This window comes from Saccharopolyspora sp. SCSIO 74807 (assembly GCF_037023755.1).
Classification (GTDB): Bacteria; Actinomycetota; Actinomycetes; order Mycobacteriales; family Pseudonocardiaceae; genus Saccharopolyspora_C; species Saccharopolyspora_C galaxeae.
Window position 1 is genome coordinate 511,185 of sequence record NZ_CP146100.1, and the last position, 22,696, is coordinate 533,880.

The 22,696-nt window shown below is 70.0% G+C and carries 18 protein-coding genes; 5 read left to right on the forward strand and 13 right to left on the reverse strand.

Annotation, left to right across the window (positions count from 1 at the left end):
- Positions 1-31: 31 nt before the first annotated feature.
- Positions 32-3,724: a carboxylic acid reductase gene (car, locus tag V1457_RS02345; protein ID WP_338599695.1), complete on the forward strand. Its 3,693-nt coding sequence runs from the start codon at positions 32-34 to the stop codon at positions 3,722-3,724.
- A 98-nt stretch (positions 3,725-3,822) separates the two neighbouring features.
- On the opposite strand, the gene V1457_RS02350 is transcribed toward car, so the two are convergent.
- From V1457_RS02350 to V1457_RS02400, 11 genes are all read right to left on the reverse strand, one after another.
- Positions 3,823-4,164 carry a hypothetical protein gene (locus V1457_RS02350; RefSeq protein WP_200073161.1) on the reverse strand — a complete coding sequence of 114 codons (342 nt, stop codon included), beginning with the start codon at positions 4,162-4,164 and terminating at the stop codon, positions 3,823-3,825.
- A gap of 388 nt (positions 4,165-4,552) precedes the next feature.
- On the reverse strand, positions 4,553-6,124 hold the full coding sequence (locus V1457_RS02355; protein ID WP_338599699.1) for an ABC transporter ATP-binding protein: 1,572 nt from the start codon (positions 6,122-6,124) through the stop codon (positions 4,553-4,555).
- Positions 6,121-6,912: an ABC transporter permease gene (locus tag V1457_RS02360; RefSeq protein WP_338599701.1), complete on the reverse strand. Its 792-nt coding sequence runs from the start codon at positions 6,910-6,912 to the stop codon at positions 6,121-6,123. The genes V1457_RS02355 and V1457_RS02360 overlap by 4 nt, the downstream gene beginning before the upstream one ends.
- Positions 6,909-7,865, reverse strand: coding sequence for an ABC transporter permease (locus tag V1457_RS02365; RefSeq protein WP_338599704.1), 957 nt, complete (start codon positions 7,863-7,865; stop codon positions 6,909-6,911). Before V1457_RS02365 ends, V1457_RS02360 begins: the two co-directional genes overlap by 4 nt.
- Complete coding sequence (locus V1457_RS02370; protein ID WP_338599707.1) at positions 7,853-9,469, reverse strand: ABC transporter substrate-binding protein; 1,617 nt, start codon at positions 9,467-9,469, stop codon at positions 7,853-7,855. Before V1457_RS02370 ends, V1457_RS02365 begins: the two co-directional genes overlap by 13 nt.
- Before the next feature lie 92 nt (positions 9,470-9,561).
- The gene (locus V1457_RS02375; RefSeq protein WP_338599710.1) at positions 9,562-10,347 is read right to left on the reverse strand and encodes a class I SAM-dependent methyltransferase; all 786 of its coding nucleotides are present in this window, start codon (positions 10,345-10,347) and stop codon (positions 9,562-9,564) included.
- Entirely contained in the window at positions 10,323-11,648 is a 1,326-nt protein-coding gene (locus V1457_RS02380; RefSeq protein ID WP_338599713.1) for an MFS transporter, read from the reverse strand. Before V1457_RS02380 ends, V1457_RS02375 begins: the two co-directional genes overlap by 25 nt.
- Positions 11,645-12,691, reverse strand: a complete 1,047-nt coding sequence (locus tag V1457_RS02385; protein WP_338599716.1) for a dipeptide epimerase — start codon at positions 12,689-12,691, stop codon at positions 11,645-11,647. Before V1457_RS02385 ends, V1457_RS02380 begins: the two co-directional genes overlap by 4 nt.
- Positions 12,688-13,752, reverse strand: a complete 1,065-nt coding sequence (locus V1457_RS02390) for a PLP-dependent cysteine synthase family protein (RefSeq protein ID WP_295145816.1) — start codon at positions 13,750-13,752, stop codon at positions 12,688-12,690. Before V1457_RS02390 ends, V1457_RS02385 begins: the two co-directional genes overlap by 4 nt.
- Positions 13,749-14,570 carry a hypothetical protein gene (locus tag V1457_RS02395; RefSeq protein WP_233628364.1) on the reverse strand — a complete coding sequence of 274 codons (822 nt, stop codon included), beginning with the start codon at positions 14,568-14,570 and terminating at the stop codon, positions 13,749-13,751. Before V1457_RS02395 ends, V1457_RS02390 begins: the two co-directional genes overlap by 4 nt.
- The gene (locus tag V1457_RS02400) at positions 14,567-15,835 is read right to left on the reverse strand and encodes an ATP-grasp domain-containing protein (RefSeq protein WP_200073166.1); all 1,269 of its coding nucleotides are present in this window, start codon (positions 15,833-15,835) and stop codon (positions 14,567-14,569) included. The genes V1457_RS02395 and V1457_RS02400 overlap by 4 nt, the downstream gene beginning before the upstream one ends.
- 259 nt (positions 15,836-16,094) lie before the next feature.
- On the opposite strand from V1457_RS02400, the gene V1457_RS02405 reads away from it, so the two are divergent.
- The 3 genes from V1457_RS02405 to V1457_RS02415 all read left to right on the forward strand — a co-directional run bounded on the left by V1457_RS02405 (position 16,095) and on the right by V1457_RS02415 (position 19,086).
- On the forward strand, positions 16,095-17,405 hold the full coding sequence (locus V1457_RS02405; protein WP_338599723.1) for an alpha/beta hydrolase: 1,311 nt from the start codon (positions 16,095-16,097) through the stop codon (positions 17,403-17,405).
- A gap of 590 nt (positions 17,406-17,995) precedes the next feature.
- Entirely contained in the window at positions 17,996-18,427 is a 432-nt protein-coding gene (locus V1457_RS02410) for a roadblock/LC7 domain-containing protein (protein WP_200073168.1), read from the forward strand.
- Positions 18,424-19,086 carry an ATP/GTP-binding protein gene (locus V1457_RS02415; protein ID WP_200073169.1) on the forward strand — a complete coding sequence of 221 codons (663 nt, stop codon included), beginning with the start codon at positions 18,424-18,426 and terminating at the stop codon, positions 19,084-19,086. The genes V1457_RS02410 and V1457_RS02415 overlap by 4 nt, the downstream gene beginning before the upstream one ends.
- Before the next feature lie 42 nt (positions 19,087-19,128).
- Here the strand turns inward: V1457_RS02415 and V1457_RS02420 are convergent, their stop codons facing one another.
- Entirely contained in the window at positions 19,129-20,190 is a 1,062-nt protein-coding gene (locus tag V1457_RS02420; RefSeq protein ID WP_338599728.1) for a 3-deoxy-7-phosphoheptulonate synthase, read from the reverse strand.
- A gap of 69 nt (positions 20,191-20,259) precedes the next feature.
- Positions 20,260-21,615 carry a serine hydrolase domain-containing protein gene (locus V1457_RS02425; protein ID WP_338599731.1) on the reverse strand — a complete coding sequence of 452 codons (1,356 nt, stop codon included), beginning with the start codon at positions 21,613-21,615 and terminating at the stop codon, positions 20,260-20,262.
- A 134-nt stretch (positions 21,616-21,749) separates the two neighbouring features.
- On the opposite strand from V1457_RS02425, the gene V1457_RS02430 reads away from it, so the two are divergent.
- Entirely contained in the window at positions 21,750-22,691 is a 942-nt protein-coding gene (locus V1457_RS02430; RefSeq protein ID WP_307850309.1) for a CPBP family intramembrane glutamic endopeptidase, read from the forward strand.
- Positions 22,692-22,696: the final 5 nt, after the last annotated feature.

Genomic DNA, 22,696 nt, shown 5'->3' on the forward strand with positions numbered 1-22,696 from the left:
GTTCTACGCGCTGCGGCTCACCACGCGTCGGATGCCGTTCGCTCGACCCCTGAGAGGTAACCCACAACGTTCGCGTACTGATGGTTGCATCGTGCCAATGATATCTTTAGCTGAGCTAATCACTTGGCGTGTGCAGGGGTTCGGCGAAGAACCCGGCGCAATCAGTCGCGAGCATTGGGAGATCGTTGCAATGGGTGGTTCTCGCCCCGAGAACGATATCGACGACAAATCGGTCAAAGCGCAAACGGAACAGCGTCTGGACGAGGTAGCCGCGAAAGATCCGCGCATCTTGGACGCCAAGCCGCTCGAATCGGTGCACGCCACGCTGCAACAACCAGGAATCGGCTTGGCGCGAACCGTTGCCACGATCATGGAAGGTTATGCGGATCGACCGGCCCTCGGCGAACGCGCGAAGGAACTGACCAAGGATCCGGACACCGGGCGTTCCGCCTACCGGCTGCTCCCGGAGTTCGAGACCATCACCTACCGCGAACTGTGGTCGCGGGTGCAAGCGGTTTCCGCCGAATGGCAGCACGGTTCGCTGCGTGCCGGCGACTTCGTCTGCCTGCTCGGTTTCACCAGCACCGACTACGCGACGCTGGACCTCGCCTGCGTGCATTCGGGCGCCGTTTCCGTCCCGCTGCAGTCCAGCGCACCGGTGAGCCAGCTGCAGCCGATCGTGCAGGAAACCGGGCCGCGGGTCATCGCCACGAGCGTCGAACTGCTCGACAAGGCCGTCGAATTGGCGATCTCCAGCGAGTTGCAGCCGCGGGTGATCGTGTTCGACCACCACCCCGAAGTCGACGAAGAACGCGAGAAGTTCGAGGCGGGCGCACGCCGGCTGGCCGAATCCGGCATCGCCGCCGAAGCGCTCGGCACGGTGCTCGAGCGGGGCGCGGAAATCCCGACTCCGGCACCGTTCGTCGCCGAATCGGAAGACTCGCTGTCGCTGCTCATCTACACCTCGGGAAGCACCGGCACGCCCAAGGGCGCCATGTACCCGGAATGGCTGGTCCGCCGGGTGTGGGCCGGATTCCTGCCCAAGGCGAGCAACGTTCCGTCGATCACCATCAGCTACCTGCCGATGAGCCACCTCGCGGGTCGCGCTTCCCTGGTCAGCTCGCTCGCGCACGGCGGCACCACGTACTTCACCGCGAAAAGCGATCTGTCCACCTTCTTCGCAGACATCGCGCTGAGCGGGCCCACGGAACTGATGCTGGTCCCGCGGATCTGCGACATGCTGTTCCAGCAGTACCAGAGCGAACTCGACCGGCGCGCCGCCGACTTCGGCGACCAGGAAGAACTGGACGCGGCGGTGAAGCAGGATCTGCGGGAGAACTTCCTCGGTGGCCGGGTCGTACACGCCATGTGCGGCAGTGCGCCCATCTCCACCGGAATGCACGAGTTCGTGGAATCCTGCCTGGGCCTGCCGCTGAACGACGGTTACGGCTCTACCGAGGCCGGTGGCGTGCTGATCAACACGCACGTGCAGCGGCCGCCGGTGACCGAGTACAAGCTGGTGGACGTCCCCGAACTCGGCTATTTCCGCACCGACTCCCCGCATCCGCGCGGCGAGCTGCTGCTCAAGGCCGATTCGCTGTTCCCGGGCTACTTCAACAGGCCGGAGGTCACCGCCGAGGTATTCGACGCGGACGGCTTCTACAAGACCGGCGACATCATGGCCGAAATCGGCCCGGATCGGCTGGCCTACGTCGACCGCCGGAAGAACGTGCTGAAACTTTCGCAAGGCGAATTCGTCGCGGTCTCCCACCTGGAGTCGGTGTTCGCCACCAGCCCGCTGGTCAAGCAGATCTTCGTCTACGGCAGCAGCGTCCGCGCGTACCTGCTCGCGGTGATCGTGCCCACCGATGACGCACTCGAGCGCAACGGGAACACCGAGGCGCTCAAGGCGCGGATCGGCGAATCGCTGCAGCAGGTCGCGAACGAGGCCGAGCTGAACTCCTACGAGATCCCGCGCGACTTCCTGATCGAAACCGAGCCGTTCACCAACGAGAACGGGTTGCTCTCGGACGCGCGCAAACTGCTGCGGCCCAAGCTCACCGATCGGTACGGCGAGCAGCTCGAGCAGTTGTACGCGCAACTCGCCGAAGGGCAGGCCAGCGAGCTGCGCACGCTGCGCCGCACCGGACGGGACAAACCGGTGCTGGAAACGGTCAGCCGAGCCGCCCAGGCGCTGCTCGGGTGCGCAGGCAGCGACGTGGGTCCGGAGGCGCACTTCACCGACCTCGGCGGTGACTCGCTGTCCGCGTTGTCGTTCTCCAAGCTCTTGCAGGAGATCTTCGACGTCGAAGTTCCGGTCGGTGTCGTCATCAGCCCGGCCAACGACCTGCGTGGGATCGCACGGCACATCGAGGGTGAGCGGTCCTCGGGAGCGAAACGGCCCACCTTCGCGACAGTGCACGGCCGGGAAAGCACGCAGGTGCGCGCCGGCGACCTCGCGCTCGACAAGTTCATCGCGGCGCAGACGCTGGACACCGCCGAAACCCTCCCCCAGCCGGATGACACGGCCCCGCAAACCGTGCTGCTGACGGGCGCGAACGGCTACCTCGGCCGGTTCCTGTGCCTGGACTGGCTGGAACGGCTCGGCGAACGCGGCGGAAAGCTCATCTGCATCGTCCGCGGTGCGGACTCCGCGGCGGCGCGGAAGCGGCTGGACGAGGCGTTCGACAGCGGTGATCCGGAACTCCTGCGGCACTACCGGGCGCTGGCGGCCGACCACCTCGAAGTGCTCGCCGGGGACATCGGTGAGCCGGACCTCGGTCTCGACGAGCCCACCTGGAACAGGCTGGCAACCGACGTCGATCTGATCGTGCACCCGGCCGCGCTGGTCAACCACGTGCTGCCGTACGGCCAGCTGTTCGGTCCCAACGTCGTGGGCACGGCCGAGTTGATCCGGATGGCGCTGACCACGCGGATCAAGCCGATCACCTACCTGTCGACGGTCGGTGTGGCCGCCGGAGTGGACCCGTCCGCGCTCGACGAGGACGCCGACATCCGGGTCACCAGCCCCGTCCGCGAACTTGACGAGACCTACGCGAACGGCTACGCGACGAGCAAGTGGGCCGGTGAGGTGCTCCTGCGGGAAGCGCACGCGCAGTTCGGCTTGCCTGCCGCGGTCTTCCGTTCCGACATGATCCTCGCGCACAGCCGCTACACGGGGCAGTTGAACGTGCCCGACATGTTCACCCGGCTGCTGCTGAGCCTCGTCGCGACGGGCATCGCACCGCGTTCCTTCTACCGGACCGGCGCGGACGGTGCGCGGCCGCGGGCGCACTACGACGGATTGCCCGCGGACTTCACCGCCGAAGCGATCACCGAACTGGGCGCGCGGAACACGGCGGGGTACCAGACGTTCAACGTGCTGAATCCGCACGATGACGGCATCTCGCTGGACGTGTTCGTGGACTGGTTGAACGAGGCGGGGCACTCGATCCAGCGGATCGACGACTTCGACGACTGGATCGGCCGGTTCGAGACCGCTGTTCGGGCGATGCCGGAAACGCAGCGGCAGCATTCGTTGCTGCCCTTGCTGCACGCCTTCCAGCAGCCGGACGAGCCGGTGCCGGGCTCCGGGATTCCCGCCGAACGGTTCCACGAGGCGGTGCGCGCGGCCGGTATCGGTGCGGACGAGGACATCCCGCACCTGTCGGCTTCGCTCATCGGCAAGTACGTGACCGACCTGCAACAGCTCGGTCTGCTGTGAGCGGTCGAGGGCGGCCCGTACCGGTGGCCGGCTCGTCCGGTCCTGTGGTCGGCCGCCCTCGACGAACCGCGTCTGGTCGCTTCACCGCACGACGCGGGTCATTCGCTGTGCTCGGCGCCTTTGCCGGTGGAACCGCGGGTGCCGTGTCCGGTGGGCTGGCCGGTTCCGGCCGGTCCGCTGGGCGGCACGGGCGAACCCGCGCGCGAGTGGTGCGGCGTGTCGGCCGGTGTCGCTTCCGGTCCCGGTGACGGTTCGGCGCCCGCTTCGAGCTCCCCGAGCCTGCGCACCAGCAGATCGACGACCGGGGCACGGTCGGCGTGATCGCGTTCGTAATCCAGCAGCGCGCGGAGCTCGGCCTCGGTCAGCGAGCGGACCCGGTGCTGCAGCGCACCCAGCGGAAGTTCGTCATAGCCGGCGATCGGCGGATGCTGCTCAGCCACGGCGACATCCCTCCTTTCGGCCTCGCGTGCCTCGGCTACCCACTATTCGACGCGGCGATGCGTCCTCAGACCACGGCTCGATCGACCGGTTTTCCCGGCGAGGCAACGGAAACGGCGCTTCGGCGGCGGGTCGCGGGGTGCGCCGGGCGACATCGCCGACATTACTGAAAGCAACAGTTTGTCACTCAGAGTTATAGATTCACTTGTGGCGCTTCCCGATCGAGCGGACCGCCTCCACCCCTATCGGTGATGACGAACGCGCGTTCGAGCAGGAAGCATTGAATGCATGTTCGACGACATGCTCCTCCCACGGCAGCTACCCCGGCTCATGACGCTCTTGATGACGCACCGCCCGAGGGTGCCCAGGCTGATTGCCGCGCTCCTATCGCTAGGCCGAGGCGACCTGGTTCGCCGCCGCTTCGACCAGCGCAGCCGTCAACGAGTGCTGCGGCGAGCGCAGCACTTCCGCCGTGCTGCCCTGCTCGACGATCCGCCCGTCCTCGACGATGAGCACCCGCTCCGCGAGGTCCGTGACGACACCCAGGTCGTGCGTGATGATCATCAGCGCGCACCGCGCATCGTCCTGCAGCTCGCGCAGCAGGGCGAGGATGTCCGCCTGGGTCACCGTGTCCAGCCCGGAGGTGATCTCGTCGCAGATCAGCAACCGGGGCTCGGCCAGCAGGGCGCGCACCAGCGCGGCGCGCTGCAACTCACCGCCGGACAGCGACTCGGGATGCCGGGTGGTGATCGCGTCGTCCAGTCCCACTCGCCGCAGCCACCCGGCGGCCTCCGTCCCAGCCCGAGCCCGGTCGGTGCCCTGCAACCGTTCCGCGGTGCGTGCGACCTGGTCGATGATCGGTACGAACTCGTTGAACGAGGCTCGCGCGTCCTGGAACACGTACTGGATACCGGCCAGCTGCCGACGGGTCCGCCGGCGCAGCCGTGCCGCCAGCAATTCGCCGTCCAACCGGACTTCGCCACCGCGGTGCGGGTGCAGGCCGGCGAGGCAGCGGGCCAGCGTGGTCTTACCGCTACCGGAGCGGCCGACGACCGCCACCCGCTCACCGGGCCGGACATCGACCGAAACCTCGTGCAGCGCCTCAACGGTCTTCCCTCGCGCGCGGTGCACGGCGGACAACTCGCGCACCGCGAGTACCGGTGCTGCATCGTCCGCCGGTTCGGCCTGGACTGGAACGCGCGAATCGGGCTGGGATTCGACCAGCAGCCGCGTGTACTCCTGCTGCGGAGATGCGAGCACGTCCCGGGCAGGGCCGGATTCCACGACGGAGCCGGCGCGCAGGACCAGGACGCGATGCGCGAGTCCGCGTACGACGTCGAGGTCGTGGGTCAGCAGCAGCACCGCGATGCCTTGGTGGGTCAACCCGCGCAACTCGTCGACGATCTGCGCGCGGGTGAGCGCGTCCTGACCGGTGGTCGGCTCGTCGGCCACCACCACGCGCGGATCGCAGACCAGCGCCTGGGCGAGCACGATGCGCTGCTGCTGACCGCCGGAAAGCTGGTGCGGGTAGCGATTCAGCAGCGTTTCGCCTTCGGGCAGCTGCGCCTTTCGCAACGCATCACGGACCTTGTCGCGCACCAAGCTTTTGCGCTCGGCGCGTGGCACCTCGCCGAGATGCCGACGCGCGATCTCGCGCAGCACGGACCCGACCCGCCGCACCGGGTTGAGGGCCGCGGACGGATGCTGCGGGATGTAGCCGACCGCGCCTGGATCCGGCGGTTTGCCCGGTTCGACGGTTCGGCCGGCCACTTCGATCCTGCCCGCGACGCGAGCTCCCGGCGGATGCTCGCCGAGCAAGGCGAGCCCGGCAGTGGTCTTGCCGCTTCCGGACTCCCCGACCAGCGCGGTCACCTCGCCGGCGGGCAACGCGAACGACATCCCCGCGATCAATCGCTGCTCTCCGAGCGAGATGTCCAGTTCGTCGGTCTCGACGACGTTCACTTGCGCACCCCGCGTTCCCGTTTCCGCAGCCACTGGTCGAAGGTCAGGTTCACGCCCACCGACAATGCCACGATGAGCAGGGCGGGCAGGACCACCGCCCACGGCTGCAGGAACAGCCCGGTGCGATTGCGGTCCACCATCGCGGCCCAATCGCTGGCCTGCGGCGAGACTCCCACCCCGAGGAAGCTGGCCGAGGCGACCAGGTAGATCGCCCCGGTGAACCGGGTCCCCAAGTCCGCCGCGAGGGTACGCAGCATCGCTCTCGCCACGTAGCCCAGTCCGATGCGCAGGCGGCTTTCGCCCTGCAAGCGCATCGCTTCGACCGCCGGACGCGCGGACAGCGAAAGCGCCGAGGCGCGTGAGATCCGGATGACGTCCGGAAGGTTGATCACGGTGACGATCACCACCAGCACCCACAGCACGTTCGGCGCCGTTGACGCCAGCAGAAGGAGCAGCAGCATGGACGGGATCGCCAGCACGACGTCCCAAGGACGCATCAGGACCTCATCGACCAGCCGGTTCCGGGTCATGCCGGCCAGCACGCCGAACGGAACCGCCACCAGGTACGTGCAGGCGGTGGCGGCCACCGCGACCAGTACCACCGACCGGCCGCCGAGCAGGACCTCGTCCCAGACATCGCGACCCACGAAATCCGTGCCGAACGGATGGCCCGGGCCGCTGCTGAACGCGACGTCCTTGGCCGTGGCGTCCGTGGCGAACAGCGGCCCGAACAGGGCCATCAGCACCGGAATCGCGATGAGCAGGCCGGGGAGCAACAGACGTCTCATCGGCTCACCTCCGCAGCCGGGGCGAGGAGGCGGGCGACGATGTCGGCCAGCAGGTTCACAAACACCGTCACCGTCGCGAACAGCACGGCGAGACCTTGGATCACCGGCAGATCGCGTGCCGAGACGGCATCGATCAACGTGGTGCCGAGCCCCGGGATCACGAAGATGGCCTCCACCACGACGACGCCGCCGATCAACCAGTCGGTCGTCCTTGCCAACTGCTGCACCGCGGGAACCACGGCGTTCGGCAGCGCGTGCGCGAGCTGCACCCGAATCGGGGAGAGCCCGGCGCGGCGCGCCTGCCGGACGTAACCGGAGTGCACCGCTTCCACCATGCCGGCCCGTACGAGCCTGCTCAGCGAGCAGATCGGACGCAGCAGCAACACCAGCACCGGTAGGACGAGCACGCCGGGACGGCTCAACAGGTCCGTGCTGCCGACCGCGGTGGGCGGCAACCAACGGAGCTGCACCGCAAACACGGTGACCAGCAGGATCCCCATGGCGAATTCGGGCACCGAGTAGAAGCCCAGCGTCGTGGTGGTGATGGCGCGGTCGGCCACCCCTCCCTCGCGATTGGCGGCCAGCACGCCCAGGCCGAGCGACAACGGCACGATCAAGGCGAGCGTGCTCCCCGCCAACAGCAGGGTCGGCCCGATGGCGGGACCGATGATGTCCACGACAGCGCGGGGACCGGCCAGCGAATGGCCGAAGTCTCCTTGCAGCGCCGAGGAAAGCCAGTCACCGAGCCGGACCGACGCCGGACGATCGAGCCCCAGTTGCGCACGGAGCAGCGCGATGATGCCCGGGTCCGGATTGTCCCCGGCGAGGGTGACCGCCGCGTCGCCCGGCAACGCCTCGGCCAAGAAGAACACCAGCACCATGACGAGGAGGACCTGCACGATCCCGACGAGGACCCGGCGGGCGATGTAGCGCGGAACCGTCAACCCAGCCACACCCTGTCGAAACGAGCCCAGTCCAGCGTGTTCGCCGGCGCGCCGTCATCGACGCCGCCGACGCGACCGGCGGTGGCCACGATCCAGTCCGACACGCCCCACCAGCAGAATCCGCCTTCGTCGAAGAGCTGCCGCTGCATCGCCCCGTAGAGCTCGGCGCGGTGCGACTCGTCCGAAGTGGACTGCGCCTGCTGGTACAGCGCGTCGAACTCCGGTCGCCGCCACTTGGTGTTGTTCGTGGTGGAGCCGGACAACAAGCGCTGCGAGATGTGCGACTCGATCGGCATGGCGCCCGAGCGGTAGCTGACCAGCGCGCCGTTGTCGGCGATGTCCGACCAGTAGGTGTCCTTGTTGCCCAACGTGACGTTGACCGTGATCCCGGCCTTCTTGGCCTGGTCGGCGAAGGCCAGCGCCGCCTCGCGGAGGCCGGGTGCCACATCGGAGGTGAGCAGTTGCAGGGTGAGGTTTTCCGCTCCCGCCTTGCGCAGCAAGGACTTCGCGCGGTCGGGGTCCTGGACGCGTTGCGGGAGGGTGTCCGCGTAGTACTTGTAACCCTTGCCGTAGAGGTCGTTGGCGACCTGGCCGCTGCCTTGCAGCACCGAGCGCACCATCTCTTCGCGATCGACGAGATGGCACAACGCCTGCCGGACCTCGGGCCGGTCGAACGGCGGGCGGTCGACCTTCATCGCCAGGGCGTGGAAGTTGCTCAGCGGCAGCCGGTGGATCCGTACCTGCCCGGTCGCTTCATGGCTGCGCGCGGTGGTGGCGGTGAGGTCGTGGGCGTAGTCGGCTTGGCCGCCCAGCAGCGCGTTGACCCGCGCCGCCTCGTCGTTGCTGATCAGGATCTCCAGCTCGTCCAAGTGCGGGGCGCCGTCCCAGTAGTCCGGGTTGCGGGCGGCGCGGAAGCTGCGCCCCGGCTCGAAGGAGGTGAACCGGAACGGTCCCGAGCCGATCGGGGCGGCGAAGTCCTCCGCTCCTTCCGGAACGATGTAGGCGCCCAACGTCGCCATCGCGTTCGGGAACTCCGCGTACGGGCGTTTCAGCCGGAATTCGACGGTGCGGTCGTCGAGCGCGCGGCTGTTCGGCAGGTCGATCACCGACAGGCTGGCCTTGGCCCGGCGGGTGCTGTCCGGCCGCAGGATGCGGGCATAGCTGTAGAGCACGTCGGCTGCGCGCACCGGCCTGCCGTCGTGGAACACCGCTTGCCGCAACGGAACCCGCCAGGTCGTCAGGTCGGGGCTCGACTCCCACCGCTCGGCAAGCCTGGGTTGCGGCGACATGTCCGACCCGTACTCGGCGAGCTTGTCGAACAGCGCCTTGGCGCGGGCGACCTCCGCGTACAGGTCGGTGGTGTGCGGGTCCAGCACTTCTTCGGCACCGCCGCCGGGGAACACCGCGCGCAACCGCCCGCCGGGGCGCGGTGGTCCGGCCTCCTGCGCCGCACCACCGGCGGTGCACCCGGAGGCCGCACCCAGCGTCACTGCGGCCGCTGTCAGGCCGAAGAAGCCGCGCCGGCTCAAGCCGCCGCGGCCCAGCGGTCCCGAGTCCGCGGCGGCTTCCGGCGTCGCCGTGGCAGGTCTCGTGGCGGGCTTGTGGTCGTTCATCGGCGCGGTTCTCCATTCCCAGTCAGGTCGGACGAGTTCAGGTGCGGGAGCGGTCCGTGCTGCCGCGCGCCGCCTCCGCGAAGGGCTCGGCTTCACGGAACGGTGCGGGCGATGAGGTGCAGCCGGTCCCCGGCGAGGCCGTCGCGGAGTTCGGCACCGGGCTGCCAAGCCGGTTCGGTGCGCGGGCCGGGCTCGTCGAACAGCGCGAGCACCTCGAAACCGGCGTGTTCCAGCACGTGCCGCAGTTCCTGCGGGAACAGCAGCCGCCAAGCCGACCGCTGGGTCAGCGGCCACGGGTTGCCGGGCCAGTCCCAGATCCGTTCGCGGCGCAGAAGCTGTTCCGCGTGGTCGATCCACAACCGGGTGCTGGAGTGGTAGGACACGCCTTCCCAGCTGAGGGTGCGCTCGCGCGGGCCGTCCAGAAGTTCGGTGTTGCCAAGGAAAAACGTTCCGTTGCGCATTTCCGCGACCAGCAGCCCGCCGGGACGCAGATGCCTGCGGCAGCGGTCCAGGAAGGAGTCCAATTCGGCATTGCTGTGGCAGTACAGGAAAGCGCTGTCGAGGCAGGTGACGACGTCGAAGACCGCGCCGAGGTCGAACTCCCGCATGTCCGCGACGATGAAGCTGGCTTCGCGGCACCGAGCTGCGGCGTGCTCCACCATGCGCGGTGAGTTGTCCAGCCCGGTGACGTCGTAGCCGTGCTGCGTCCAGTAGGCCGCGTCGCGCCCGGTGCCGCACCCCACGTCGAGCAGTTCGCGGCCGCCGCCGAACCGGCCGAGCATGTCCAGCACGAAACGCGCCGCGAGCCGGTCTGCGTCGGGGAACTGCGCCTCGTAGAGCTCGGGGTTGTCGGTCAGGAAGTTGGCGTCGTGCGACAACTCGGGTCTCCCGATGGTTTGGGTCGTCCGGCTGATCCGGTCGGTTCGGCTGATCCGGACGTCGCAGGGCCGACGAGTCCGTTGCGCTCCAGGGCGAACACGGCGATTCCGGACACCAGACCGATCAGCGCGCACAGCGCGGACGGCGCCCACGGCCACGCACCGCCAGCCGCATCGCTGAGCCATCCGATCGCCGCGTTGCCCGCTGCGGCGGTGACCCCGGAAGCGAGGTAGAAAACCCCGAAATACGTGCCCGACAACGATCCGAGCCCGAATGCGGGGATGAGTTCGTTGACGAACGGCTGCGCCAGCATCAGCCCGCCGGTGAGCACCAGCGCCGCCAGCAGCACCGGAGACAACCGCAGCAACATCTCGGCGGCACCGCTCGCGGAATCCGCCGGCGCGACCAGCGCCGCTCCGAGAGCGGTGGCCACGAAGGCCAGGCCCATCAGCACCATTCCGATGGCGATCGCGTTGCCCCGGCTGCACCTGTGCTGGAACCACCGGGTGATCCGCACCTGCAGCGCAAGGCTGGCCACTGTGGACACGAGGAACACCGCGGCCACGGTGCCGCTGGACCCGGTGAGCCGGGCGGCCTCCATCGGCAGCACCAGGTAGAGCTGGTTCTGCAACGCGAACATCCCGGTCAGCGCCAACGTGAACACCAGGAAGCGGCGGTCGCTGAGCACTCCCCGCCAATCCGCCAGCACCGTCGTGGACCGCCGCGGTACCGCTCGCGGCGGCAGCACGGCGAGCTGTGCGATGGTCAGCAGCGCGAACAGCACCGCCGCGACGACCGCCGAGGTCGCGAAACCGACGACGACGAGCGCGCTGCCCAGCAACGGCCCCAGCAGCGCGCCGGTATTGGCGAACACGTTGAACAGGGAGAACGCCTCGGCGCGCCGATCCCCCGCCTCTTCGGCGAGGTATGCCCGCACCGCCGGGTTGAACAACGCCCCGGCAAGTCCGCTGAGGACGGAGGCGAACAGCAGCACGGGCAGCGAGGTCCCGAGCGCGAACAGCCCGAACCCGACCGTGCGCAGCGCGCAACCAGCGATGATCACGCCGCGCGCGCCGAGCCGGTCCGATGCGGTGCCGCCGAGCAGGAACAGCCCCTGCTGGCTCAGGTTGCGCACCCCCAGCACCACCCCGACCAGCGCCGCGGACATCCCGAGGTCGTGCCCGAGGTACCCGGACAGGTAAGGGATGAGCAGGTAGAAGCCGGTGTTCACGCCGAGCTGGTTGACCAGCAGCACCTGCACCGCCAGCGGAAAGCTGCGGATCAGCCGCCACGTGCTCATAACGCCCGCCTCGGGCGCACGCCCAACCCCGGTTCGCCGCTGAGCCGCAGCACGCCGTCGGTGCCGCCGATGCCCTCCCACGGGTCTTCGGCGAGCAGCAGATGCCCGTCGAGATCGACCCAGCCGGCCAGGCCTGCCAGGTGCACCGCGGGCGCGATGCCGAGCGAACTCGCGACCAGGCAGCCGAGCATCACGTCCACACCGGCGCCCCGCGCCGTCGTGATGAGTTCACTCGCCGCCTGCAAGCCACCGCATTTGGCGAGCTTGATGTTCACGCCGTGCACCGACGAACCGAGTTCACGCACGTCCGCCAGCGACGCCGCGTCCTCGTCGGCGATCACCGGGATCGGGCTGCGCTGCGCCACCCAGCCGAGCCGTTCCTTGTCGCCGGGCGCGATGGGCTGTTCCACGGCGGAAACGCCGTATTGCTCGGCGGTTTCGAGGAACCGCAACGCCTTCTCGGGTTCCCACGCGCCGTTCGGGTCGAGCAGGAGCCGGGCGTTCGGTGCCGCGGCGCGGATCGCCGCGAGCCTGCTGAGGTCGTCTCCACCGCGCTCGCCGGCAGCAGCACCGATTTTGATCTTGAGGACGCGGAAGCCCTGGCCGGTGAGGTCGACCGCGGTCCGCACCGCCTGCTCGGCCGGCACGATCCCGATGGTGCAGGCGGTGGGCACGTCCCCGGGCGGCGGCGCGCCGAGCAGCTCGTGCACCGCGATTCCGTTGCGCAGCGCGAGCAGCTCGTGCAGCGCAGCGTCCACAGCGGACAGCACGCCGGGGGCGAGCCGCGCCGACCACGCGGGCAGCTCGCCGAGGAAGTCGGCCGGGTCGTCGCAGCGTTGCACCGCTGGCTGCAACCCGGCGAGCTGCTCGATGATCCGTGCTTCATCCAGCTCGTAGTAGACGCTGGTGACGGCTTCGCCGCGCCCGACGTGCTCGCCGTCGGAGAGCTCGACGCACACCGCACCGCGTTCATGCATCACCGAGCGCGAGATCCGGAACGGTTCGCGCAGCAGCAACTTCTCGCTGTGCCAACGGATTCTCATGCCGGTACCTCCACCGCCGACGCCGGGTCGTGCACCGCTCGGCAACGCGCCCACCCGTGCACTTCCAACGCCTGCGGGTGCGCGATCTCGACCGGACGATTCGCGATCGGCCGGTCCAGCAGCCCGTTCGCGCGGCAGAAGTCGTCGTTGAAGATCGAGTCCAGGTAGCGCTGCGGCCCGTCCGGAAAGACGGTGACGACCCGCGTTCCCACTTCGCGCCGGGCCGCCCACGCCGCGACCAGCGCGACCGCCCCGGTGCTCCACCCGCCGCTGACGAACGAGTGCGCGGCCAGCCTGCGGCAGGAGTCGACGGCCTCACCGGGACCGACCCAGTGCACTTCGTCGAACTCTCCGTAAGCCACGTTGCGCGGGAAGATGCTGCTGCCGAGCCCGCGCATGATCCGGTGCCGCGCAGGCTGGCCGAAGATGGTGGAGCCGACCGTGTCCACTCCGATCAGCCGCAGCCGCGGCCAATGCCGCCGCAGCGTGCGAACCGCGCCCGCGCTGTGCCCGCCGGAACCGACGCTGCACACCAGCACGTCAGCGGTGCCCAGTTCCGCCACGATCTCCTCGGCGAGTCCGTGGTACCCGGCCGGGTTGTCCGGGTTGTTGTACTGGTCCGGCCAATAGGCACCGGGCAGCTCCGCGCACAGCTCGCGGACCCGCTCCAGCCGTGCTTGCTGCCACCCGCCCACCGGGTGCGGCCGGTCGACCACCTCCACGCGGGCGCCGTGCGCGCGCAGCAGCGAGCGCATGCTGCTTTCCAGTTCGCGGTCCACGACCAGGACGATCGGGTGCCCCAGCGCCTGCCCGGCGAAGACCAGCCCGACGCCGAGGGTGCCGCTGGTGGACTCCACGACGGGCGCACCGGGCCGGAGTTCGCCGCGCGACCGGGCTCCGCGCAGCATCGACACCGCCGCCCGCGCCTTCATCCCGCCCGCGCTGAGGCATTCCAGCTTCGCCCAGAAGCCCGGGTGCTGGTCCGGCAGCGGGGTGTGCACGTGCGCCAGCGGCGTTCCCCGCAGCAGCGACAGCAGACCCGGGTTGGTCGGCTCGGTCAACGAACGTCCTCCTGCGGTGCGGTCGAGTACCGGTAGATCGCGGTGGGCCCGCCGTCGAGCCAGAAGAACGGGTACGGCTCGGCGGACACGGCGGTGACCCCGGAGCCGATGAACCATGGCAGGGCGGCGCTACCGGTCTGGGCGAACAGTGCGAGCGGTTTGCCGGTTCGGCGGCAATGTTCGAGCAGCGGCGGGAAGGTGCCGGTGCCTGCGACCATGCCGGAGGCAAGCACCGCGTCGCATCCGTCCACTTCGGACATCGCGGCGGTGCCGATCGGCTCGCCCCACTCCGTTTCGCCGCCTTTGCGGTCGCACGGGAGGTAGTCGATGCCGCGCTCGCGCAGCCGTTGCAGCAGCGAGTTGACCACTCCGATCACCAGCACCCGGCGCACGCCCGGCGGCAGCAGCGACACGACGGATTCCGCGCGCTGCAAGGACTTCTGCAACGAAGTGCCGCGCTGCACGACGACCTGCTCGGCGTGCTCGTGGTGCGGGCGGCGCCACATGAGGTAGGCGTCGAGCGCGGCGATCCGCACCGCGATCTCGTCGTGCCGCAGCAATTCGCGCACCGGCGCCCCGGCGCAGTCGACGACCAGCTCGTCGGTGAGCGCACCCGGTTCCACCGCGCACGATCCGACGGCGTCCTCGACCCGCAGGCTCAGCACGTGGTTGCGGTAGCCGCGCTCGCGTCCGGCGTGCCGAACCCCTTGCTGGGTCAGGAAACCGACGCTCACCTCCGCGTGCGCGATCGCGTCCCCGGCCGCTCCGTCCGCTACGACCGCTGCTAACTCGTCCAGCGACCCCGGCTCCGGGCTCATGCCCCGACCCGGTCTTCGGCGTAGACGACGTCGAGCGCGGCGATGGCGGCTTCCGCGCGCGAGCGCGCGGCACCGAGCAGCGGGTCGGTGACCATGACGTGCCCGAGGTAGTTGTTGTTGCTGGTCGCCGCGCCCGCGACGTGGCCTTGCTGCTTGCACGCGAAGTCCACGACACCGGTCGCATCGGCGACCTGCTCGGCGCCCCGGATCTCGTGCACCGGCCCGGGCCGCGGCGGCAGCAGGAAGGAGATCGCAGCGCTCGCGGCACCGGTGCGGACCTCGCGCAGCGCGGGCTCTTCCCCGAGGGCCAGCTGCGCGTGCACGGCCGGGAGGTCGATGCCCGCGACCCGGCGGATCAGCTCGGTGATCTGGTTGCCCGCCGGACGCGGGTTGACCTCGACCACGCGCGGACCGTCCGGGGTCAGCTTGATCTCGGTGTGCGTGACGGTGTTGTCCAGGCCCAGCGCCTCGATCGCGGCGACGGCGGTCGCGGTGACCTCGCGCTCGACGGCCGCGTCCAGATCGGCGGGGAACATGTGCCCGGTCTCGACGAACCAGGGCGAACCGGCGACGCTCTTGTCGGTCACGCCGACGACGGTGGTGCGCCCGCGCGCGGTGACGGCTTCGACGCTCACTTCCGGGCCGGTGAGCAGTTCCTCCAGCAGCACGGTGCTGCTGCGGCGCTGACCGCGCGCGTTGACCGGGAAACCGGCCAGATCGCCCGCTGCCGCGCGCAACTCGTCGGCGTCGGCGACCTTGCGCACGAACATCCCCGCGCACAGGTCGACCGGCTTGACCACCAGCGGGAAGCCGAGCGCGGTCGCGGCTTCGACCAGCCCGGAGGGGCTGTCGGCGAGCGCGAACGCCGGTCCGGGCACGCCGGCCTCGCGCAGCGCGAGCCGGGTGCGGTCCTTGTTGCAGGCGGCTTCCACCGCTTGCGGCGGGGAGCCGGGCAGGCCGAGTCGTTCGGCGATGTGCGCGGCGGCGACCAGGTAGTAGTCGCACGAGGTCAGCACGCCGTCGAAGCCGAGCGCCGGTTGCAGGCCCGCGACGTGCTCGACCAGTTCCGGCAGTTCGTTGGTCTCGCTGCCGAGCACGTTGCGGGCACCGAGCAGCGGGTGCGCACCGGGTTGCTGCCAGGCGCGCAAGTAGTGGTGCACGTCCCTGGTCAGAAAGCTGAAGTGGTGCCCGGATTCCCGTATGCCGCGGGGCAGCAGCGTGCTCATCGCTCCGACCCAGCTCTCCACCATCAGCAGGTGACCCACTTCGACTCCATCCGCCCGATTGCCAGCAGCGGACAGTAACGATAATCATGTTCAATAGAGCTTCGCAAACCCCATTCAGGTAACGATGGAGTCACCCGTAGTGATCACTGCTGCTCGTGCGCTCTCCGGCGCACTGCTCATCCCGCTGCTCAGCTCGGCCGCACCTGCGGCCCCACCCGCAGGACCCGGGCCAGCTGACTCCGCCGCGCCAGCGACGGCGACACCGGAGACCGTCCACTTCGGACCTTGCCCGCCGGACGTGACCGACTCCCCCGAAGTCCAATGCGGACAAGTACGGGTTCCGCTGGATTACGCGCGGCCGGACGGGCCGCAGATCCCCATCGCGATCTCGCGCATCCGCGCTTCCGGCCCGGAGTCCGAGCACCGCGGCGCACTGCTGGTCAACCCCGGTGGTCCAGGCGGCACCGGCCTGGACTACGCGGAGAGCAAACGCGCCCAACTGCCCGATTCCGTGCGCCGCGCCTACGACATCGTCGGTTTCGATCCGCGCGGAGTTGGCCGCAGCGCGCCGGTCGACTGCGGCCCCGCCGGTGGCCTGTTCGAGCATCCGCGCCCCGATCCGGTGCCTGCCGGGCCCGCGGAGGAGCGGGCGTACCTCGACGGGCTCCGCCGGCTCGCCGACGACTGCGCCCGCGGTGCCGGAGCCGAGCTGGAGCACATCAACACCGCGAACACCGCCCGCGACATGGACCGGATCCGGAACGCGCTGGGCCAACCGAAGCTGAACTACCTCGGCGTCTCCTACGGGACCTATCTCGGCGCCGCCTACGCGGCCGAGTTCCCGCGGCGCACCGGGCGCATGGTGCTGGACAGCGTGGTCGGGCCGGACCAGTGGCACCGGTTCGACGTGCGGCAGGGATTCGCCATGATCCGCCAGCGCGACGTGCTGTTCGACTGGATCGCGGCACATCCCGAGTTCGGCCTCGGCGCCGATCGGGACGCGGTGCGCGCGCACTACCTGGCGGCTCGCGATCGGCTGCCCGCGGGCGAGCTGGGCGCCGACGAGTTCGACCGCGCCGTCTACCGCGCGCTCTCGCGCACCGAGCGGTGGAAGCCGTTCGCCGAAGCCCTCGCCCACCTGCTGCGCACGGGTGACGGCGCGCAGCTGTCGGCGGAGGACGACCGCAACTACGAGGCCGCGCTGCGAACGGTCAAGTGCGCCGACAGCAGGCGGCCGACACCGGCCGAGGTGATCGGTTCGGTGCGGGCGCTGCGCGCCGCCGATCCGCAGCCGGTGCTGACCGGCCTGGAAGCCACCACCTGCGCCTTCTGGGCGCCTCCGCGGGAAACGCCGCGCTACGGGCATCCGGCGATGCCGCCGGTGCTGCTTACCCAGGCCGAGCACGATCCGACGACGCCGCTGGACGGTGCGCTGCGGATGCGCGACGAGCTGCCCGGTTCGCGGATCGCCGTGCTGGACGAGAGCTACTCGCACGGCGCGTTCGCCAGCCAGCGCAGCGCCTGCTTAGACGGGACCGCCGCGCGGTACCTGCTGACCGGGGAGCTGCCCGGACGGGACGTGCGCTGCGCCGGTCCCGGACTCCCGTGAGGTTGTTCCGCGACGAGCCGAGCCACACGTAATGATGAAATTCGCGACGACCTCGAGCGCGGCGCCGGAGTCTTCCCCGGAACCTCCGGCGCCGCGGCGCGCAACGGGAATCCGCAGTGCAATACGGGCTCCGCCGGAAAGGCGGCGGATCGCTGCGGAGAACGCCGGGAACCACCGCGGTCGATCACGCTGCATAATCGTTTACACGAACGGGTGACGCAGCGGCCGCGAAATCGGCCGGAATCCCAGCACTATCGGTGCCCACCTCGGCCGGAAATGCCCCGCCGAACGACCGACATCTTCCGAGATCCGGACGAACGAGCAGGTCAGCCGGGTCCGCGCGAAGATCCGGACGAGTTCGACCGGTGCGATAAAGTTTCCGGCGCCAAGGATCTCCGCAGCACGTATTTGCCGAACCCCGAACGAACTCGAACCGCGAACCCTCGAACCGCGAACCGCAGCGCCGACCAGCCGGAAACCTCCATCCGGCGGCGAACGCCCCGACGCGACCGCGCCCCCGAAGCCCGCTCGGCCGTTGCGGTCGGCAGGCGCTGCGGTCTGTGCAAACGGGCGAAGATGAGGACGGTCCAATGAACGATCACCGATCCGGCTCTGCCCAATTCGATTGGCTGGTCAGCGATTTCGTCGAGCGCGTACCCGGCGTCGCGCACGCTGTCGTGGTCTCCGCGGACGGACTGCTGCTGACCGCGTCGCAACGGCTGCCGGACGACCGCGCCGACCAGCTCGCCGCCGTGTCGTCCGGGCTGCTGAGCCTCACCCAGGGCGCCGCCAGGTGCTTCGCGGCAGGCGAGGTCACCGAGACCATCGTGGAGATGGAGCACGGGATGCTGATCCAGATGGGCATCGGCGACGGCTCATGCCTGACCGCGCTGGCCTCGCCGCGCTGCGACATGGGACTGGTCGCCTACGAGATGACGATGCTGGTCGAACGCGCAGGGCAACGGCTCACCCCGCAGCTGCGCGCCGAACACGCCGAGCCGATCCCCGGTCCGCGCGCATGACGCAGGTCGACGGCCCCCAGCTCGAGGGCACCCAGCTCGGGAACTCCCGATTCGAGGCCGCCGCGGACGCGCCGGTCGCGCACCGCGTTCCGGTGGACTCCGGCGGCACCACCGCGGTCAAGATCCTGATCGCCGGGGGCTTCGGCGTCGGCAAGACGACCTTCGTGCGCGCGGTGTCGGACATCCGGGCGGTCAACACCGAAGCCGAGCTGAGCGAGTCCGGCAAGCTCATCGACGACGTCGGCTACACCCCGGCGAAGCGAACCACCACGGTCGCCATGGACTTCGGCCGGGTGAGCCTGGACGACGACCTGCAGCTGCACCTGTTCGGCACCCCCGGCCAGAACCGGTTCTACTTCATGTGGGACGACCTGGTCAGCGGCTCGATCGGCGCGATCGTGCTCGCCGACACCCGGCGGCTGGCGGATTCGTTCCCGGCGATCGACTTCCTGGAATCGCGCGACCTGCCGTACGTGGTCGGGCTGAACGGCTTCGACGACGTGCTGCACCACGAGGTCGCGGCGGTGCGCGAGGCGGCCGCTCTCGACGAGGACGTTCCGGTGATCCGCTGCGACGCGCGCAGCCGGGAGTCGGCCAAGAAGATGCTGATCACGTTGGTCAGCTACGCGATGCGCCGCTGGGCAGACCGCACCGGCTGAGCAACGGCTCCCCTGCCGCACGGCCCGCTGCGCCTCCACGGTTCAGGCGAGCGCGAGCCAGTCGACGAGGTCGCCGGTCCGCCGCCGCGCCCGCACGGCCGCGGCCAGCCGCCGCAGGAGTTCCGCGGTGTCGTCCCAGCCCAAGCAGGAGTCGGTGATGCTCTGCCCCTCGGTGAGCGCGCGGCCGGGCAGGACGTCCTGCCTGCCCGGAACCAGGAAGCTCTCCACCATCACGCCGCGGATCGCCCGGTTCCCGGACGCGAGCTGAGCACCGATGTCGCCGACCACGCCCGGCTGCCGAGCGTGGTCCTTGCCGCTGTTGCCGTGGCTCGCATCGATCACCACGGCCTCCGGCAATCCGGCCGTCCGCAACCGCCGCAGCAGGCGGTGCACCGAGATCGCGTCGTAGTTCGGCCCGCTCACGCCGCCGCGCAGCACCACGTGTGCGCCGGGATTCCCGGTGGCGCTGGTCCAGGCCACGCTGCCGCGCGGGCCGATGCCGAGAAATCCGTGCGGGTGCCGAGCGGCGACCACCGCGTCGACGGCCGCCCGCAACGAGCCCGTGGTGCCGTTCTTCATGCCGACCGGCATCGGCAGCGCCGCGGCGAGCTGCCGGTGCGGCTGGCTTTCCACGGTGCGGGCGCCGATCGTGCCGTAGCCGACCAGGTCGGCCAGGTAGGCGGGGGCGAACGGGCTGACCCACTCGGTCGCGGCAGGCAGTCCCAGCTCGGCGACGTCCAGCAGCAGGCGGCGCGCCGACCGCATCCCGCGCTCCACGTCCGAACCGCCGTCCAGCGCCGGGTCGGTGAACAAGCCGGTCCAACCGACCGTGCTGCGCGGTTTCTCGAAGAAGCTGCGCAGCACCACGAGCAGTTCACCGCTGAGCTCGTCCGCCAGATCCCGCAACCGAGCCGCGTACCGCCGGGTGGCGGTGAGGTCGTGCACCGAGCACGGGCCGACCACGGCGAGCACCCGGTCGTCCCGCCCGGCGAGCACGTCCTCGATCCGCCCGCGCCATCGGCCGACTCGTGCGGTCGTAGCGGCGTCCGCGGGCAACTCGGCGCGAAGCTCCTCCGGCGCGGTCACGGTCCTGGGCTGATCCATGCACACCTCCACGAGTGAAGGCCAGGCTAACCTGATCAGGAGGTGGCGCGGATCGGCCGCAGGTGGGACTCATTCGCCGGAACGCCACTCCTGCACGCCGCCGGGAACGGGTGCGGCCGGGTCGTAAGGAGTGCGGGTGAAGATGAACGTGTTCAGGTCCAGGTGGCTCGGAACGCCGTCGGCATCGCGTCCGATGCGCAGCAGCTCACCGGAGTAGTAGCCGTCCATCCCGGTCCACGTTCCGTCCGAGTTGGGGCGGAAGCGGGACGCGCGCCCGCGCCCCTGCCACGGGACGAGGTCGAGCAGCCCCTCCGGCAGCACGCGCAGCACGTGCGGCGTCGGACCCCAATACCACTGGCCGGTGAGTTCCAGCAGTTCCGGGCTCACCGCGCTCGGTGCCCACGGTTGCGGGATGCGCGGTTCGTGCTCGTCCAGGATGTTCAGCAAGTCGGTGATCAGCCCGCCGGAGACGCCGGAAGTGCTGTTGGCCATGAACACCGCGCCGGTCGACTGCGCCGGATCGGTCATCACGGTGGCGAGGAATCCCGGCATGGAACCGGTGTGCCCGGCCAGCCGCCGCCCGTTGTCCCGCACGAGCTGCAGACCGAGCCCGTAGCCCGCACGCCACACGTCCCCGTCGTCCACGGCACCGGGTGCGCGCATCTCGGCCACCGTGTCCGGGTGCAGCACCTCGCCGGTGTCCCCGTCCACGAACCGCGCCCAGCGCAACATGTCGTCCACAGTGGACCAGAGCTGGCCTGCCGGGGACATCGCGCCGTGGTCCTCGGCGGGTTCCGGCAGCAGCACGTCCGCCCACGGGTGCACCGCGAAACCCTTGGCGTGCGGCGCCTGCGGGCCGAACGAGGTCCGGTCCATCCCGAGCGGACGCAGGATCTCCTGTTCCGCCGCCGCGAACCAGGACCTGCCGCGCAGCCGCGAGACCAGCTCGCCGAGCACGCCGAAGCCGGTGTTGGAGTAGTGGAAACCGTGCTGCGGCGGCGGACGCAGCGCGGACTCGTCGATCGAGGCGAGCAGGTCCTGCGGCGAACCGCCGGGAGTGCGTTCCCACCACGGGCCTTGCGGTTCCGCGCTCATGCCGGTGGTGTGCGTGAGCAGCCGCGCGATGCTGCGATCACCGACCGCGGTGCCCGGCAGGTGCTCGTCGAGCGTGTCGGTCAGGCGCAACTTGCCCTCGTCGCGCAGCCGCAGCACCAGCACGCCCACGAAGGTCTTGGTGATCGAGCCGATGCGGTACTGGGTGTCCGCTGTGGGCTCGGCGCCCTCGACCGCGCCTCTGCCGCCGAACCAGAGCACTTCGCCGTCCCGCACGAGACCGGCCACCAGCGACGGGATGCGGTTCTGCCGTTGCTCGACGGCCAATCGCCGGAACAGGGCGCGTTGCGTGGAGGGGAGCAAGCTGGTCATCCGCCCATGCTTGCATGTCGCCGCGGCTCGACCGCCTCGCATGTCCAGCGGCTCGGCCGCCTCGCGTGTCGCCGCGGCTCGACCGCCTCGCACGTCACAGCGGCTCGACCGCCTCGCCTTGGCAAGATGTAGGAGTGAGCGCTGAACACGATCACGTCGACGTCCGCGGGACGGTGAGCTTCGTCGGGCTGAGCTACCTGGTGGCCTGGCCGCTGACGATCCCGCTGTTCCTGACCGGAACCGGACTCACCTCCGGCTGGGCACCGGTGATCATCCTCGGGATGATGTCCGCGCCCGCGCTGGCCGGGATCGTCGTGCAAAAGTGGATCAGTCCGCGCGATTCGATCGCCAGGGAGCTGGGAATCACCAGCGAAGGCGGATTCCGGCGCTGGTGGGGATACGCGTTGATCGCCTGGTTCGGGCCCGCGGTGCTGGCACTGCTGGCGCTGGTGGTCGGCTGGATGCTCGGCGTGTACCGGGCGGACTGGTTCGGGTTCTCCGGGCTCGCCGAGACCTACGGGCCTGCCGAGGGGATCACGCCGGGACAGCTGGCGCTGGACCAGCTGCTGCAGGTGTTCTTGCTGGGGTGGTTGAACGTGATCCCGGCGTTCGGCGCGGAACTCGGCTGGCGCGGCTACCTGACGCGGGCGCTGCTGCCGCTCGGCCAGCCAGCGGCTTTCCTGATCACCGGCGTGTTGTGGGCGCTGTGGCACGGGCCGCTGCTGGTGCTCGGCTACAACTACCCGAGCGCTCCGATCGTCGTCGCGTTCATCATGATGGGCTGCTACGGCGTGCTGACCAGCGCGTTGCTGGGCTGGCTGCGGCTGGCGTCGCGCAGCGTGTGGCCCGCCGCGATCGCGCACGGCTTCCTCAACTCCGCGGCCGGGCTCGGCTTGCTGTTCAGCGCGGCGGGGAGCCCGGTCGACAGCGTCACGACCGGACTGCTCGGCTGGTCCGGTTGGATAGTGCTCGCGCTCGCGATCCTGGTGCTGGCGCTGCTGCGGAAACTGCCGGTCGAGCTGCCGCAGCAGAGCGCGGGCATTTCGCGCGGCGTCCGGCGCCTCAGCCGCCGCTGAGGTGA

What these genes read in the sequence shown, in the direction of transcription:
- car (WP_338599695.1), top strand. Translation starts at nt 32, where the DNA reads ATGCCGTTCGCTCGACCCCTGAGAGGTAACCCACAACGTTCGCGTACT.
- V1457_RS02360 (WP_338599701.1), bottom strand. Translation starts at nt 6,912, where the DNA reads ATGAGACGTCTGTTGCTCCCCGGCCTGCTCATCGCGATTCCGGTGCTG.
- V1457_RS02370 (WP_338599707.1), bottom strand. Translation starts at nt 9,469, where the DNA reads ATGAACGACCACAAGCCCGCCACGAGACCTGCCACGGCGACGCCGGAA.
- V1457_RS02380 (WP_338599713.1), bottom strand. Translation starts at nt 11,648, where the DNA reads ATGAGCACGTGGCGGCTGATCCGCAGCTTTCCGCTGGCGGTGCAGGTG.
- V1457_RS02385 (WP_338599716.1), bottom strand. Translation starts at nt 12,691, where the DNA reads ATGAGAATCCGTTGGCACAGCGAGAAGTTGCTGCTGCGCGAACCGTTC.
- V1457_RS02395 (WP_233628364.1), bottom strand. Translation starts at nt 14,570, where the DNA reads ATGAGCCCGGAGCCGGGGTCGCTGGACGAGTTAGCAGCGGTCGTAGCG.
- V1457_RS02410 (WP_200073168.1), top strand. Translation starts at nt 17,996, where the DNA reads ATGAACGATCACCGATCCGGCTCTGCCCAATTCGATTGGCTGGTCAGC.
- V1457_RS02415 (WP_200073169.1), top strand. Translation starts at nt 18,424, where the DNA reads ATGACGCAGGTCGACGGCCCCCAGCTCGAGGGCACCCAGCTCGGGAAC.
- V1457_RS02420 (WP_338599728.1), bottom strand. Translation starts at nt 20,190, where the DNA reads ATGGATCAGCCCAGGACCGTGACCGCGCCGGAGGAGCTTCGCGCCGAG.
- V1457_RS02425 (WP_338599731.1), bottom strand. Translation starts at nt 21,615, where the DNA reads ATGACCAGCTTGCTCCCCTCCACGCAACGCGCCCTGTTCCGGCGATTG.